Below are 13,083 nucleotides of genomic sequence, written 5' to 3' on the forward strand. Positions count from 1 at the left end.
CAGCCTCGGCCGGAACCTGCTGTAGGTCGCGGCCTACCAACGGGGCCCCGCGAAAGCGGCCTCCTAGAATGGAACCGCCGATGCCCCATGCCCTGACCCTTCTCGTCCTCCTTCCCTTCCTCGGCAGCGCGATTGCAGCGCTGCTTCCTTCCAATGCCCGCAACACCGAGTCGACGCTCGCGGGCATCGTGGCGCTGATCGGTCTGGCCCAGGTGGCCTGGCTCTATCCGCAGGTGGCAGCGGGCGGCGTGGTACGGCACCAGATGGCCTGGATACCCAGCCTGGGCGTGGACATCGTGCTGCGCATGGACGGCTTCGCCTGGATGTTCGCGGTGCTGGTGATGGGCGTGGGCACGCTGGTGGTGCTGTACGCCCGCTACTACATGAACCCGGCCGACCCGGTGCCGCGCTTCTTCTCGTTCCTGCTCGGGTTCATGGGCTCGATGATGGGCGTGGTGCTGTCGGGCAACCTGGTGCAGCTGGTGCTGTTCTGGGAGCTGACCAGCCTGTTCTCCTTCCTGCTCATCGGCTACTGGCACCACCGCAGCGATGCACGCCGCGGCGCCCGCATGGCGCTCACCGTCACCGGGGCCGGCGGGCTGGCGCTGCTGGCCGGTGTGTTGATGCTGGGCCAGATGGCCGACAGCTACGAGCTGGACGTGGTGCTGGCCTCGGGCGACGCCATCCGCGCCCATCCGCTGTACCTGCCGATGCTGGTGCTGGTGCTGCTGGGCGCGCTGACCAAGAGTGCGCAGGTGCCCTTCCAGTTCTGGCTGCCGCATGCAATGGCGGCGCCCACGCCGGTGTCGGCCTACCTGCACTCGGCCACGATGGTGAAGGCCGGCGTCTTCCTGCTGGCGCGGCTGTGGCCGGCGCTGGCCAACACCGAGGCCTGGTTCTGGATCGTGGGGGGTGCGGGCGCAGCCACGCTGCTGTTCGGCGCCTATGCGGCCATGTTCCAGCGCGACCTCAAGGGCCTGCTGGCCTACTCCACCATCAGCCACCTGGGCCTGATCACGCTGCTGCTGGGCCTCAACAGCCCGCTGGCGGCGGTGGCGGCGGTGTTCCACATCATGAACCACGCCACCTTCAAGGCGTCGCTGTTCATGGCGGCCGGCATCATCGACCATGAAACCGGCACCCGCGACATCGGCCGCCTGAACGGGCTGTTCAAGGCCATGCCCATCACCGCCACGCTGGCGATGGTGGCCAGCGCGGCCATGGCCGGGGTGCCGCTGCTCAACGGTTTCCTGTCCAAGGAGATGTTCTTCGCCGAGACGGTCTACATCAGCTCGCTGCCGTGGGTGGAAACCGGCCTGCCGGTAGTGGCCACGCTGGCGGGCGTGTTCAGCGTGGCCTATTCGCTGCGCTTTTCGTACGACATCTTCTTCGGCCCGCTGACGCCCGACCTGCCGCGCGAGCCGCATGAACCGCCGCACTGGATGCGCGTGCCGGTGGAGCTGCTGGTGCTGGCCTGCGTGGTGGTGGGCATGTTCCCGGCCTGGTCGGTGGGCGGCTTCCTGGCCACCGCGGCGCGGCCGGTGGTGGGCGGCACCCTGCCCGACTACAGCCTGGCGGTGTGGCACGGCTTCAATGCACCGATGATGATGAGCCTGGTGGCGCTGGCCGGCGGCACCGCGCTGTACTTCGTGCTCAAGCGCCAGTTCGAACGTGGCCGCCTCGACCGCACGCCGATGACCGGCGGGCTGCACGGCAAGGAAGTGTTCGAGCGCGCCGTCACCCAGCTGTCGTGGTTCGCGCGCTGGGCCAGCCGCGCCTTCGGCACCCGGCGGCTGCAGCCGCAGATGCGCTGGCTGTTCTTCGCGGCCATGCTGGCGGCCTTCCTGGCGCTGCAGCCCTTCGGCCTGTCGCGCGGCGAGCGCCCGCTGGTGGAGCCGGCCGCCACCTTCGTGCTGATGTGGGTGGTGGGCTGCGCCTGCGCGGTGGGTGCGGCCTGGCAGGCCAAGTACCACCGGCTGGTGGCGCTGATCCTGGCGGCCGGTGCCGGCCTCGTCACCTGCCTGACCTTCGTCTGGTTCTCGGCGCCCGACCTGGCGCTGACCCAGCTGTCGGTGGAGATCGTGACCACCGTGCTGCTGCTGCTGGGCCTGCGCTGGCTGCCGCAGCGGCTGATGCCCGAAGACCTGGGCCAGGTGCGCCGGCGCGGCCCCGGCTGGCGACGCACCCGCGACCTGCTGCTGGCCGTGGTGGCCGGCAGCGGCATGGCGGCGCTGGCCTACGCGATGATGACGCGGCCCTTCCCGCAGAGCATCTCGCCCTACTTCCTGGAACGCTCGCTGCCGCAGGGCGGGGGCAGCAACGTGGTCAACGTGCTGCTGGTGGACTTCCGCGGCTTCGACACGCTGGGCGAGATCACCGTGCTGGGCGCGGTGGCGCTGACGGTGTATGCGCTGCTGCGCCGCTTCCGCCCCGCGCCCGAAAGCGTGGAGCTGCCGCCGCAGCAGCGCCACCTGCCGACGGAGCCGCTCAGCACCGACCTGCTGCCGCCGCCGACCGCGGCCCAGGCCGCCGCCTCGCCGCTGGCCTTCGGCTACATGCTGGTGCCCAAGGTGCTGTCGCGGCTGCTGCTGCCGGTGGCGCTGGTGTTTGCCGTGCACCTGTTCATGCGCGGCCACAACCAGCCGGGTGGCGGCTTCGTGGCCGGGCTGGTGGTGGCCTCGGCCCTGGTGCTGCAGTACATGGTGGCCGGCACCCAGTGGGTGGAAACGCACTTCTGGCTGCGCCCGCAGCGCTGGATCGCCACCGGCCTGGGCATCGCCTGGCTCACCGGCCTGGGCGCGCTGGTGTTCGGCTACCCCTTCCTCACCACCCACACCGCGCATTTCACGCTGCCGCTGCTCGGCGAGCTGCACGTGGCCAGTGCGCTGTTCTTCGACATCGGCGTGTTCGCGCTGGTGGTGGGCGCCACCATGCTGATCCTCATCGCCCTGGCCCACCAGTCGCTGCGCAGCCACCGCGTGGCGCGCGAACCGCTCACCGGCCCGCTGGAAGTGCGCCGCGGCAAGGCGGGAGGCGGCTGATGGAAATCACCCTGGCCATCGCCATCGGCGTGCTCACCGCTTCGGGCGTGTGGCTGCTGCTGCGGCCGCGCACCTTCCAGGTGGTGATGGGGCTGGCGCTGCTGTCGTACGCGGTCAACCTGTTCATCTTCGGCATGGGCCGGCTGTCCATCGACAAGGAACCCATCATCCGCGCCGGCGTGCCGCTGGACCTGCTGCACTACGACGACCCGCTGCCGCAAGCCCTGGTGCTCACCGCCATCGTCATCGGCTTTGCGATGACGGCGCTGCTGCTGGTGGTGCTGCTGGCCTCACGCGGGCTCAACGGCACCGACCATGTGGATGGCGAAGAAACGGCCTCGGCAGGCAGCGGGCGGGACGAGCGCCGGGCCGCCCCAAGCCGGCCCGCCACCCCCTCGGGGGGTCGGCCGGCGTATCCGCCGGACGGGGGGCCGACATGAGCGAACTCATCGTCGCCCCCATCCTGCTGCCGATGCTGGCGGCCGTGCTCATGCTGGCGGCCCAGCACCGCCGCCGCTGGCACCTGGCCATCAACCTGGTGGCCACCACCGGTGGCCTGGTGCTGGCCCTGGCGCTGCTGCATGCGGTCAAGGGCAACGGCGCGCCGGGTGCGGTGGCCGTGTACCTGCCGGGCAACTGGAACGTGCCCTTCGGCATCGTGCTGGCCGCCGACCGGCTGTCGGCCCTGATGCTGGTGCTCACCGCGGTGGTGGCGCTGGCCGCGCTGGTGTTCGCCGTGGCCCGCTGGGACCGCGCGGGCGTGTACTTCCATCCGCTGTTCCAGCTGCAGCTGATGGGCCTGAACGGCGTCTTCCTCACCGCCGACCTCTTCAACCTGTTCGTGTTCTTCGAGGTGATGCTGTCGGCCAGCTACGGCCTGCTGCTGCACGGCTCGGGCCGATGGCGGGTGCGCGCCGGGTTGCACTACCTGGTCATCAACCTGGCGGCTTCGTCGCTGTTCCTGGTGGGCGTGAGCATGCTGTACGGCGTCACGGGCACGCTCAACATGGCCGACATGGCGCAGCGCATCCTGGCCGTGCCGGCCGAAGACCGCGGCCTGCTGCATGCGGGTGCGGCCATCCTGGCCATCGCCTTCCTCACCAAGGCGGCGATGTGGCCGCTCAACTTCTGGCTGGTGCCGGCCTACACCGCGGCCAGCGCGCCGGTGGGGGCCCTCTTCGCCATCATGACCAAGGTGGGCCTGTACACCATCCTGCGGCTGTGGTCGCTGATGTTCCCGGCCGGTGCCGGCGATTCGGCCTACTTCGGCGGGCGCTGGCTGCTGCTGGCCGGCATCGCCACGCTGGCGGTGGCGGCGCTCAGCATGCTGGCCTCGCAGAAGATCGACCGCCTGGCCGCCCTCGCGGTGGTGGTCTCGTCCGGCACCTTGATGGCGGCCATCAGCTTCGCGCAGCCGGGCATCACGGCCGGGGCGCTGTTCTATCTGCTCAGCTCCACGCTGGCGCTGGCGGCGCTGTTCCTGCTGGCCGAGCTGATCGAGCGCTCGCGGCAGGTCGAGTCGGAAGGCGCGCAGGCCGACGCCCGCAGCCTGGCCTTTCCGGCCGAAGACCTGGAACCGTCGGAGTTCGACGAAAGCGGCGAGCCGCTGACCGGCCGCGCCATCCCGGCGGCCATGGCCTTCCTCGGCGTGAGCTTCATCGCCTGCACGCTGCTGGTGGCGGGCATGCCGCCGCTGTCGGGCTTCGTGGCCAAGTTCAGCATGCTGTCGGCGCTGATCAACGGCCAGGGGCTGGGCAACTTCCAGCCCGAGGCCACTTCGCGCCAGGCCTGGCTGCTGCTGGCCCTGCTCATCGGATCGGGGCTGCTGTCGCTGTGGTCGCTCACCGGTGCCGGCGTGCGCTACTTCTGGACGCCGCTGCACCGGCCGGTGCCGCACCTGAAGATCATCGAATGCGCGCCCATCGCCGGCCTGCTGCTGGCCTGCGTGCTGCTGACGGTGCATGCCGAGGCGGTGCTGCGCTACACCCGCGCCACCGCCGAGGCGCTGCAGAAACCTTCGCTTTACATCGACGCGGTGATGACCACCCAGCCGCTGCCCCAGCCCACCGACGGCGACGTGGGGGTGCTGCCATGATGCGCCGCCTGCTGCCCGCGCCGCTGCTGTCGGCGCTGCTGCTGCTGCTGTGGCTGCTGCTGGCCGACTCGGCCTCGCTGGGCCAGTGGCTGCTGGGCGCTGTGGTGGCGCTGGGTGCACCGCTGCTCACCGCTTCGCTGCGGCCGGGGCGGGTGAAGGTGGGCCGGCCCGGCGTGGTGCTGCGGCTGCTGGCGCGGGTGGTGCGCGACGTGGTGGGCTCCAACCTGCGGGTGCTGCACGGTGTGCTGCGCGGCGCCTTCGGCGGTCCGCAGCGCTGGCCGCGCTCGGGATTCGTGCAGGTGCCCATCACGCTGCGCGACCCCAATGCGCTGGCCGCGCTGGCCATCATCCTGGCGGTGATTCCGGGCACGGTGTGGTGCGAGCTGTCACCCGACGGCCGCACGCTGCTGCTGCATGTGTTCGACCTGGGCGACGAGGCGGCGCTGGTGGCCGAGATCCAGCAGCACTACGAGCGCCCGCTGCAGGAGATCTTCGAATGAATGCCGCGATCTCACCGGTGCTGTGGACCGCGATGCTGGTGGCCTTCGGCTGCTTCTCGCTGGCGATGGTGATCACGCTGATCCGCCTGTTCATCGGCCCCAGCGCGCAGGACCGGGTGCTGGCGCTGGACTACCTGACCATCACCGCGCTGCTGCTGATGCTGGTGCTGGGCCTGCGCCACCACAGCAGCATGTACTTCGAGGCGGCCACGCTGGTGGCGATGCTGGGCTTCATCACCTCCATCGGGCTGGCGCGTTTCCTGTTGCGCGGCGAGGTGGTCGAGTGATGGCCTGGTGGATCGAATACACCGTGGCCGCGCTGCTGGTGGCGGCCGGGTTGCTGGCGCTGGCCGGCGCCGTGGGCCTGCTGCGCATGCCCGACTTCTTCCAGCGCATGCACCCGCCGGCGCTGGCCATCACGCTGGGCAGCTGGTGCGTGGCGCTGGCTTCGGCGCTGTACTTCTCGGCACTGGAACAGCGGCCGGTGCTGTCGGCCTGGTTGATTCCGGTGCTGCTGGCCATCACCGCGCCCATCACCAGCCTGCTGCTGGCGCGGGCGGCGCTGTTCCGCCGCCGCGGCCTGGCCGCCGAGCGCGGTGCCGACGCGCCGGACGAGCCGCTGCCGCCCCCCGCGCGCGGCGGCGTCACCGGCCCCACGCCGGCGCCGCTATCCTCGCGGGCTGACCGGGCCGATGCACCGCCCGGCCCGCGTTGACCACCGGCCCCCATGTACGAGAAGTTCTTCGGCCTGAAGCAGGCGCCGTTCTCCATCGCGCCCGACCCGCACTACCTCTTCATGAGCGAGCGGCACCGGGAGGCGCTGGCGCACCTGCTGTACGGGCTGGGCGGGGGCGGCGGCTTCGTGCTGCTGACCGGCGAGATCGGCGCCGGCAAGACCACCGTGTGCCGCTGCTTCCTGGAGCAGATTCCGGCCCACTGCCACGTGGCCTACATCTTCAACCCCAAGCTCTCGGTGCTGGAGCTGCTGAAGACGGTGTGCGACGAGTTCCGCATCGCCGCGCCGCCCGCCGGCCCCGCCGCCACGGTGAAGGACTACGTCGACGCACTCAACGCCTTCCTGCTGCAGGCGCATGCGGCCGGGCGCAACAGCGTGCTGGTGATCGACGAGGCGCAGAACCTGTCGGCCGACGTGCTGGAGCAGCTGCGGCTGCTGACCAACCTGGAAACCAGCGAACGCAAGCTGCTGCAGATCGTGCTGATCGGCCAGCCCGAGCTGCGCAGCATGCTGGCGCGCCCGGCGCTGGAACAGCTGGCCCAGCGCGTGATCGCCCGCTACCACCTTGATGCGCTGACCGCGCCCGAGACCGCGCAGTACGTGGCCCACCGCATGGCCGTGGCCGGGCTGCAGACCGCCCTGCCCTTCGACCGTGACGCGCTGGCGCGGGTGCACCAGCGCTCGCGCGGCGTGCCGCGGCGCATCAACCTGCTGTGCGACCGGGCGCTGCTGGGCGCCTACGCGCGCGGCACGCCACGCATCGGCCGTCGCCTGGTGGACCAGGCTGCCGCCGAGGTGTTCGGTGCCGAGGCTGCGCCCGCCGTGGGCCGGGGTCGCGCCTGGGGCCTGGGGCTGGCCGCCACCGCCGGTGTGGCTGCCGGCGTGGTCGCCAGTGCATTGGGCGTGGCGGTGGCGCTGCAACCCGGCGGCTGGGGTGGCCGGGTGGACGATGGCCGCGACGGCCGGCTGGCACTGGCCGCGCCGGCCCTCGGCGCTTCGGCAGTGCAGGCCCCCGGCGCCTCAGCGGCGCAACCGGCTGCAGCCACCCCCGGCACCGCAGCCAGCGTGGCCGGGGCTGCAGCGGCCAGCAGCGCCGTCGGCGCGGAAGCGGGCACCGATGGCGCCCCGGGCAACGACAACACGGCCCTGGGCCCCCGGTTGCTGGCCGCGCTGCCGCAGGACGAGCGCAGCGCCTGGCGCCTGCTGGCGCCCGCCTGGGGCCTGCCGGCCGATGCCGCCGAGCCCTGCGCGGCCTGGGCGGCGCGGCAGGTGCAGTGCTTCCGCGGCCCGGCCAACCTGGCCCAGGTGCGCATGCTCGACCGGCCCGGACTGCTGACGCTGTCGGATGGCCGTGGCCGCAGCGCCTATGCGCTGCTCACCGGCATCGGCGCGGACGCGGCCGAGCTGCAGGTGGGCGACAGCCGCCAGACGGTGCCGCTGGGCCAGCTGGCCGAATGGTGGACCGGCGAATACGCCACCCTCTGGCGGGTGGCCGCCGACGACCCGGCGACGCTGGCACGGCGGCTGGACCAGGCGCTGGGCACGGCGCGTGAAGGCGCCGACCTGCGCGCACGCATCCAGACCTTCCAGCGCGCCCAGGGCCTGCGCGCCGACGGCGTGGCCGGCCCGATGACCACCATGCAGCTCAACCGGGCGACCGGCGTGGACGAGCCACGCCTGGCCCGCGGAAGGTAAGCCCGATGTCGCTGGTACTCGAAGCCCTGAAGAAGGCCGACGCCGAACGCGAGCGTGAACGCAGCGCCGTGCCCGACCTGCATGCGCGGCCCTTGCCGCTGGCCGAAGCGCCCGCCAGCGGCCGCAGCCCGGCGCTGGCCTGGGGCGTGGCCGCGGTGGCCGCGGGCGTGGCCGGCGTGCTGGGCTGGCAGCTGCTGCGGCCCGCGGCGACGCCGGCTGCGCCACCGACGGCGACTGCCCCGGCGCCGGCTACCGCGCCGGCACCCGCCGTGGCCGCAGCGCCGGCGACGCCGCCTCCTGCGGCGATGAATGCGGCGCCCCCTGCGCCTGCGCCGGTGCCTGCGCCTTCACCGGCGCCCGCGCCGGTCGCGGCAGCGCCCCAGCCGGCACCCCGACCGGCCCCTACTCCCAAGCCTGCACCGGCGCCGGCCCCTGCGCCGGCACCCGTCGTCACTCGAGCGCCCGCGCCAGCGCCCGCCGCCCCTGCCGAAACAGCCCAGGCTGCGCAGGAACGCGAGCGCATCTACGACGACGTGCAGGCATTGCCGGAAGACGTCCGGCGCGGCGTGCCCCGGCTCACGATTGGCGGGGCGATGTATTCCGAATCGGCAGCGAATCGGATGCTGATCGTCAACGGCCAGCTGTTCCGGGAAAACGACCGCCTGGCGGACGACCTGGTGCTGGAGCAGATAGCGCTGAAATCCGCGGTACTGCGCTATCGCAATTACCGCTTCCGAATCCGCTATTGATGGCCACCGGCAGCAGTACGCCGGCGGCTTTCACCGCAGTGTCAGACCGCGAATTCCTCGAGCTTGCGGCCGGCCGAAATCGCTTCGCGCAGCCATTTCGGGCGCGGACCGCGGCCACCCCAGACATTGCCCGATTCATCGCGATAACGCGGCTGCGTGGTGCCGGCGGCGCGGCGGCGGCCACCGGCGGCCGGGCGCTTGCGCGCGGCCGTCTTGCGTCCCGCCGCGGCGCGCTCTTTGCCGAAACCCAGGTCCTCGGCGGTCAGCTCATAGGCCTGGATGGCTTCCTTGATGCGGGCGACCACACCGGCCACTTCCTTGCGGCGAACGGCCTCGGCTTGCTGAGAGAGAGCCTCGATCTGCTTTTTCAACTGCTCGTACGTCTTGGTCATGGCCTGATGATGGTTTGCGTCAATATTTACTGCGAACTCCCACCTCAAGGTGGTTCGCAATTATCACTGTTTGTTGTAGCAGCTGGCGTACCCACGTGTGGGGGCCGTGACCAATGACGTCAAGCAACCCCTCCGCATCGATCTGGGTGACGCTGCGCCATGACGTGTTTCGGTCCTTGTGGCTGGCCGGTGGTTTGTATTTCGTCGGCAATGCGATGCAGACCATGGCCGCCGCCTGGATGATGGTGGAACTCACCGGCTCGGCATTTCTGGCGGCGCTGGTGCAAACCGCGGTATTCCTGCCGATGTTTCTGCTGGCCCTGCCGGCGGGGGTATGGGCCGACATCACCGACCGCCGCCGGCTCATCCAGCTGGCATTGGTGACGCAGGCGGTGACGGGTATTGCGCTGGCCGCGCTGCTGCTGGCCGGCTGGGCCGGGCCCACCACGCTGCTGGTGCTCATCTTCGTGGCTGGCTGCTGCACGGCGCTGCTGTCGCCGGCCTGGAACTCCACCATCAACGACGCGATTCCGCGCGAGGAACTGCCGCAGGCCATCACCTGCGTGTCCATCGCCTACAACGCGGCGCGGGCGCTGGGCCCGGCACTGGCGGGCCTGGTGTTCGCGCACATCGGCGGCTCCTGGAACTTCGCGCTGGCGGTGCTCACCGTGCTGGCGATGATGGCCGTGGTGCGCCGGCACCCACCGGCGCCGCACCCGCCCTCGCGCCTGCCGGCCGAACGGCTGTGGGGCGGCATGCTCAGCGCGCTGCGCTTTGCCCGCCATTCGCAGCCGGTGTTCGCTCAGCTGGTGCGCACCGTGGCCTACAGCGGCACCGGCTCGGCCTTGTGGGCGCTGCTGCCCATCATCGGCCAGCGCCAGCTGGGCCTGGGCGCTGAAGGCTACGGTCTGCTGATGGCCTGCCTGGGCGGCGGCGCGGTGGCCATCGGCCTGGTGATCGGACCGTTGCGCGCGCGCCTGGGGCTGGAAGCCATCGTCAACGGCGGCTGCGTGGTCTATGGCGGCGTGATGGCGGTGGCCGCGCTGGTGCGCTGGCCGCCGGCGGTGTACGTGGCGCTGGCCATCGGCGGCGCCTGCTGGATGGCGGCGATGTCCACTTTCAACACCGCCACCCAGTCCAGCGCGCCGCCCTGGGTACGGGCGCGGGCGATGGCGCTGCACACGGTGGGCGCGCTGGGCAGCTTCGCGATCGGCTCGGCCATCTGGGGCGCTTTGTCGGGGCTGTTCGGCCTGCCCTTCACGCTGTGCCTGGCGGCGGCCTGCATGGTGGCCGGCTCGGCGCTGGCGCGGCCGTTTCCGCTGCGCATGGGCGAGCGGCCCGACGTCACCCCGGCCGCGGTGGCGGACTTGCTGAGCCTGCCCGACGAGCCCGCGCCCGAGGCCGGCCCGGTGGCGGTGGAGATCGGCTACCGCATCGCGCCCGAATCGGCGGCCGAGTTCCTGGACGCCGTGGCGGCGCTGCGCGGCCCGCGCCGCCGCGATGGCGCCACCTTCTGGCGGGTGTACCGCGACCTGTCGGACCCGGCGCGCTACGTGGAGCGCTTCATCGTCACGTCCTGGGCCGACTACCTGCACCAGCGCGCCCGCGCGACGCAGGCCGACTCCCACCTGGAAACCCGCGTGCGCTCATTCCTGGCCCCTGGCGAGCCCGTCACGATGCAGCACTACCTTGCTGAAAGATGATGGTGCACCCGGCTTCACGGGTACGTGAAGCCACCCGCCGAGCGGGTCCCGGGCCCGCTTGGGAGCGGCCCGGCGCTGACCCGGGGATGGGGCACTCGGCTTCACGGGTACGTGAAGCCACCCGCCAAGCGGGTCCGTGGCCGCCTTCGGAGCGGCCGGGCGGCGGCCACGGGATGGGGCACCCGGCCTAAGTGCCCGTGCGTGCGCGCTGGGCGGCTTCTTCGTCGATGCGGCGGGCGAAGTCTTCGGCGCTGCCGCCGGTGGGCAGGTTGTCGGCGGCCTGCAGCGCGGCGCGCAGGCTGGGCTGGCGCAGCGCACGGTTGAGTTCGTCGTTCAGCCGCCGCAGCCGCGCCGCCGGCATGCCGGCGGGCGCGAACAGGCCGAACAGTGACACCAGGTTGGCCTGCGGCATGCCCAGCGCGGCCAGCGTGGGCACCTGGGGCAGCACGGGCAGCCGGGCCGGCGCGCCCACCGCCAGCGGCTTCAGCCGCCCGGCCTGGCAATGCGCCAGCTGCTGCGGCCCGACGTTGGTGGACAGCACCTCGAACTGGCCGCCCAGCGCATCGGTGATCTGCTGCCCGCCACCCTTGTAGGGCACATGGGTGATGCGGCCACCGCCGGCGCGCAGCACTGCTTCCAGCACCCGGTGGCCCACGGTGCGCGGGCCCGAGGTGGCCCATCTCAGGCCCTCGGGCCGACGCGCCGCGGCCAGCAGCGCAGCGAAGTCGTCGCCCGCCAGCGCCGAGGTGCCGGCCACCAGCACCGGCGTGGCCATCACGCTCATCACCGGCGCCAGCTGCGCGCGCAGCGCGGCAGTGCCCGGCGCATCGGACTCGGGGCTGGTCAGCGGGCTGATGGCCGAGAACACCAGCGTCTGGCCGTCGGCCGCCGCCCGCGCCAGCGTGGCCAGCGCAATGGCGCCGCCGGCCCCCGCGCGGTGCTCCACCAGCACCGGCACGCCCAGCCGGGCCGACAGCGGCTCGGCCAGCGCCCGCGCCGCCGCATCGCTGACCCCGCCGGGCGGGTAGGCCACCACCAGGTGCAACGGCCCGGCCGGCCAGTCGGCCGCTTCAGCCGCTTCGGCCAGCGCGGCGGCAGCAGTGCCCAGCGTGGCCACGCCGGCCGCCAGCGGCCCGCCGCACAGGCGCAGCAGCTGGCGCCGGCGCAGCATCCGGTCGGTGGCGGCCACCGGCTGTAGGCCGTGCCTCATGCGCCCGCCTTCCGGGGCCGCCGTGCGCCCGCACGCGGCGGCGCGGCGGGCGCCAGCGCCATCACCAGCGCGATGAAGGCGGCCACCGGCTCGCCCTCGCCGCCGGCCTCGTCACCCGCGCGCCACACCAGGCTCAAGGGCGCACGCAGCGCGCCGCCGTCGGCCAGCGGCCGGTAGACGATGGCGTCGCCATGGGTGCCGCGCATCGAGGCCGGCACCACCGACAGGCCCACGCCGGCGGCCACCAGGTTCAGGTTGCTCATCATCCGGTCCACCTCCGCCGCCACGGTGACGGCCACGCCCTGCTGCTGGCACAGGGCCAGCAGGTTGGCATACAGGCCCGGCGCACCCGGCCGGCGCACCAGCACCAGCCGTTCACCGGCCAGCGCAGCCAGCTGCAGCGTGCGGCCGGGCTGCGTGGCCAGCGCATGGTCGGCGGGCAGGGCCACCAGCACCGGCTCTTCCAGCAGGGTGGCAAAGCGCAGGCCGGCGGGCTGCGCCACCGGCACCCGCAGGAAGGCGCAGTGCAGCCGGCTGGCGGCCACCGCCTCGGTCAGCGCGGCGGCGTGGTCTTCGCTCAGGTCCAGCTCGATGCCGGGGTAGCGGCGCCGGCATTCGCGCAGCGCCTGCGGCGTGAAGGCATGGGCCGCGGCCGAACTGGTGAAGCCCACCGCCAGCCGGCCCTGTTCGCCGCGGGCGATGCGCGCCATGCGTGCGCGCATCGCGTCCACGTCGGCCAGCAGGCGCTGTGCCTCGGCCAGCAGCGCACGGCCGCCGGCCGTCAGGCTCACGCCCTTGGGATGGCGGCGCAGCAGCTGCAGGCCCAGCTCGGCCTCCAGCGCCTTGATCTGCTGGCTGAGCGGCGGCTGCTGGATGCCCAGCGCGGCGGCGGCCCGGGTCATGTGGCCGGCCTCGGCCACGGCGGCAAAGTAGCGGAGGTGGCGCAAGTCCATATGAAAATC

Annotated in this window: 12 protein-coding genes; 9 read left to right on the forward strand and 3 right to left on the reverse strand. The window is 72.5% G+C overall.

Annotated features, from left to right (window positions below):
• Nucleotides 1-80 precede the first annotated feature (80 nt).
• The 8 genes from MW290_RS26880 to MW290_RS26915 are packed head-to-tail and all read left to right on the forward strand — an operon-like array spanning nucleotide 81 to nucleotide 8,816.
• Nucleotides 81-3,041: a monovalent cation/H+ antiporter subunit A gene (locus MW290_RS26880; protein ID WP_250197423.1), complete on the forward strand. Its 2,961-nt coding sequence runs from the start codon at nucleotides 81-83 to the stop codon at nucleotides 3,039-3,041.
• Nucleotides 3,041-3,481 (forward strand): Na+/H+ antiporter subunit C, encoded by a 441-nt coding sequence (locus MW290_RS26885; protein ID WP_250197424.1) that lies wholly within the window; start codon nucleotides 3,041-3,043, stop codon nucleotides 3,479-3,481. The genes MW290_RS26880 and MW290_RS26885 overlap by 1 nt, the downstream gene beginning before the upstream one ends.
• Nucleotides 3,478-5,136 (forward strand): monovalent cation/H+ antiporter subunit D, encoded by a 1,659-nt coding sequence (locus tag MW290_RS26890; RefSeq protein WP_250197425.1) that lies wholly within the window; start codon nucleotides 3,478-3,480, stop codon nucleotides 5,134-5,136. Before MW290_RS26885 ends, MW290_RS26890 begins: the two co-directional genes overlap by 4 nt.
• The gene (locus MW290_RS26895; RefSeq protein ID WP_250197426.1) at nucleotides 5,133-5,636 is read left to right on the forward strand and encodes a Na+/H+ antiporter subunit E; all 504 of its coding nucleotides are present in this window, start codon (nucleotides 5,133-5,135) and stop codon (nucleotides 5,634-5,636) included. The genes MW290_RS26890 and MW290_RS26895 overlap by 4 nt, the downstream gene beginning before the upstream one ends.
• Nucleotides 5,633-5,923, forward strand: coding sequence for a K+/H+ antiporter subunit F (locus MW290_RS26900; protein WP_250197427.1), 291 nt, complete (start codon nucleotides 5,633-5,635; stop codon nucleotides 5,921-5,923). Before MW290_RS26895 ends, MW290_RS26900 begins: the two co-directional genes overlap by 4 nt.
• Nucleotides 5,923-6,351 (forward strand): Na+/H+ antiporter subunit G, encoded by a 429-nt coding sequence (locus MW290_RS26905; RefSeq protein ID WP_250197428.1) that lies wholly within the window; start codon nucleotides 5,923-5,925, stop codon nucleotides 6,349-6,351. Before MW290_RS26900 ends, MW290_RS26905 begins: the two co-directional genes overlap by 1 nt.
• A gap of 12 nt (nucleotides 6,352-6,363) precedes the next feature.
• The gene (locus MW290_RS26910) at nucleotides 6,364-8,067 is read left to right on the forward strand and encodes an ExeA family protein (RefSeq protein WP_250197429.1); all 1,704 of its coding nucleotides are present in this window, start codon (nucleotides 6,364-6,366) and stop codon (nucleotides 8,065-8,067) included.
• 5 nt (nucleotides 8,068-8,072) lie between these two features.
• Nucleotides 8,073-8,816, forward strand: coding sequence for a general secretion pathway protein GspB (locus tag MW290_RS26915; RefSeq protein WP_250197430.1), 744 nt, complete (start codon nucleotides 8,073-8,075; stop codon nucleotides 8,814-8,816).
• Between the two features lie 41 nt (nucleotides 8,817-8,857).
• Here the strand turns inward: MW290_RS26915 and MW290_RS26920 are convergent, their stop codons facing one another.
• Complete coding sequence (locus tag MW290_RS26920; protein ID WP_250197431.1) at nucleotides 8,858-9,208, reverse strand: H-NS histone family protein; 351 nt, start codon at nucleotides 9,206-9,208, stop codon at nucleotides 8,858-8,860.
• Nucleotides 9,209-9,321: 113 nt separating this feature from the next.
• Between MW290_RS26920 and MW290_RS26925 the strand changes: the two genes are divergently transcribed.
• Nucleotides 9,322-10,911: an MFS transporter gene (locus MW290_RS26925; RefSeq protein WP_250197432.1), complete on the forward strand. Its 1,590-nt coding sequence runs from the start codon at nucleotides 9,322-9,324 to the stop codon at nucleotides 10,909-10,911.
• Between the two features lie 187 nt (nucleotides 10,912-11,098).
• On the opposite strand, the gene MW290_RS26930 is transcribed toward MW290_RS26925, so the two are convergent.
• Nucleotides 11,099-12,121 (reverse strand): tripartite tricarboxylate transporter substrate binding protein, encoded by a 1,023-nt coding sequence (locus MW290_RS26930; protein WP_250197433.1) that lies wholly within the window; start codon nucleotides 12,119-12,121, stop codon nucleotides 11,099-11,101.
• Entirely contained in the window at nucleotides 12,118-13,074 is a 957-nt protein-coding gene (locus tag MW290_RS26935; RefSeq protein WP_250197434.1) for a LysR family transcriptional regulator, read from the reverse strand. Before MW290_RS26935 ends, MW290_RS26930 begins: the two co-directional genes overlap by 4 nt.
• Nucleotides 13,075-13,083: the final 9 nt, after the last annotated feature.

The organism is Aquincola tertiaricarbonis (assembly GCF_023573145.1).
GTDB lineage: Bacteria > Pseudomonadota > Gammaproteobacteria > Burkholderiales > Burkholderiaceae_C > Aquincola > Aquincola tertiaricarbonis_B.

Coding starts and splice junctions, on each gene's coding strand:
- MW290_RS26890 (WP_250197425.1), top strand. CDS start 3,478: ATGAGCGAACTCATCGTCGCCCCCATCCTGCTGCCGATGCTGGCGGCC.
- MW290_RS26900 (WP_250197427.1), top strand. CDS start 5,633: ATGAATGCCGCGATCTCACCGGTGCTGTGGACCGCGATGCTGGTGGCC.
- MW290_RS26930 (WP_250197433.1), bottom strand. CDS start 12,121: ATGAGGCACGGCCTACAGCCGGTGGCCGCCACCGACCGGATGCTGCGC.
- MW290_RS26895 (WP_250197426.1), top strand. CDS start 5,133: ATGATGCGCCGCCTGCTGCCCGCGCCGCTGCTGTCGGCGCTGCTGCTG.
- MW290_RS26880 (WP_250197423.1), top strand. CDS start 81: ATGCCCCATGCCCTGACCCTTCTCGTCCTCCTTCCCTTCCTCGGCAGC.
- MW290_RS26905 (WP_250197428.1), top strand. CDS start 5,923: ATGGCCTGGTGGATCGAATACACCGTGGCCGCGCTGCTGGTGGCGGCC.
- MW290_RS26910 (WP_250197429.1), top strand. CDS start 6,364: ATGTACGAGAAGTTCTTCGGCCTGAAGCAGGCGCCGTTCTCCATCGCG.
- MW290_RS26885 (WP_250197424.1), top strand. CDS start 3,041: ATGGAAATCACCCTGGCCATCGCCATCGGCGTGCTCACCGCTTCGGGC.
- MW290_RS26925 (WP_250197432.1), top strand. CDS start 9,322: ATGACGTCAAGCAACCCCTCCGCATCGATCTGGGTGACGCTGCGCCAT.
- MW290_RS26935 (WP_250197434.1), bottom strand. CDS start 13,074: ATGGACTTGCGCCACCTCCGCTACTTTGCCGCCGTGGCCGAGGCCGGC.
- MW290_RS26920 (WP_250197431.1), bottom strand. CDS start 9,208: ATGACCAAGACGTACGAGCAGTTGAAAAAGCAGATCGAGGCTCTCTCT.
- MW290_RS26915 (WP_250197430.1), top strand. CDS start 8,073: ATGTCGCTGGTACTCGAAGCCCTGAAGAAGGCCGACGCCGAACGCGAG.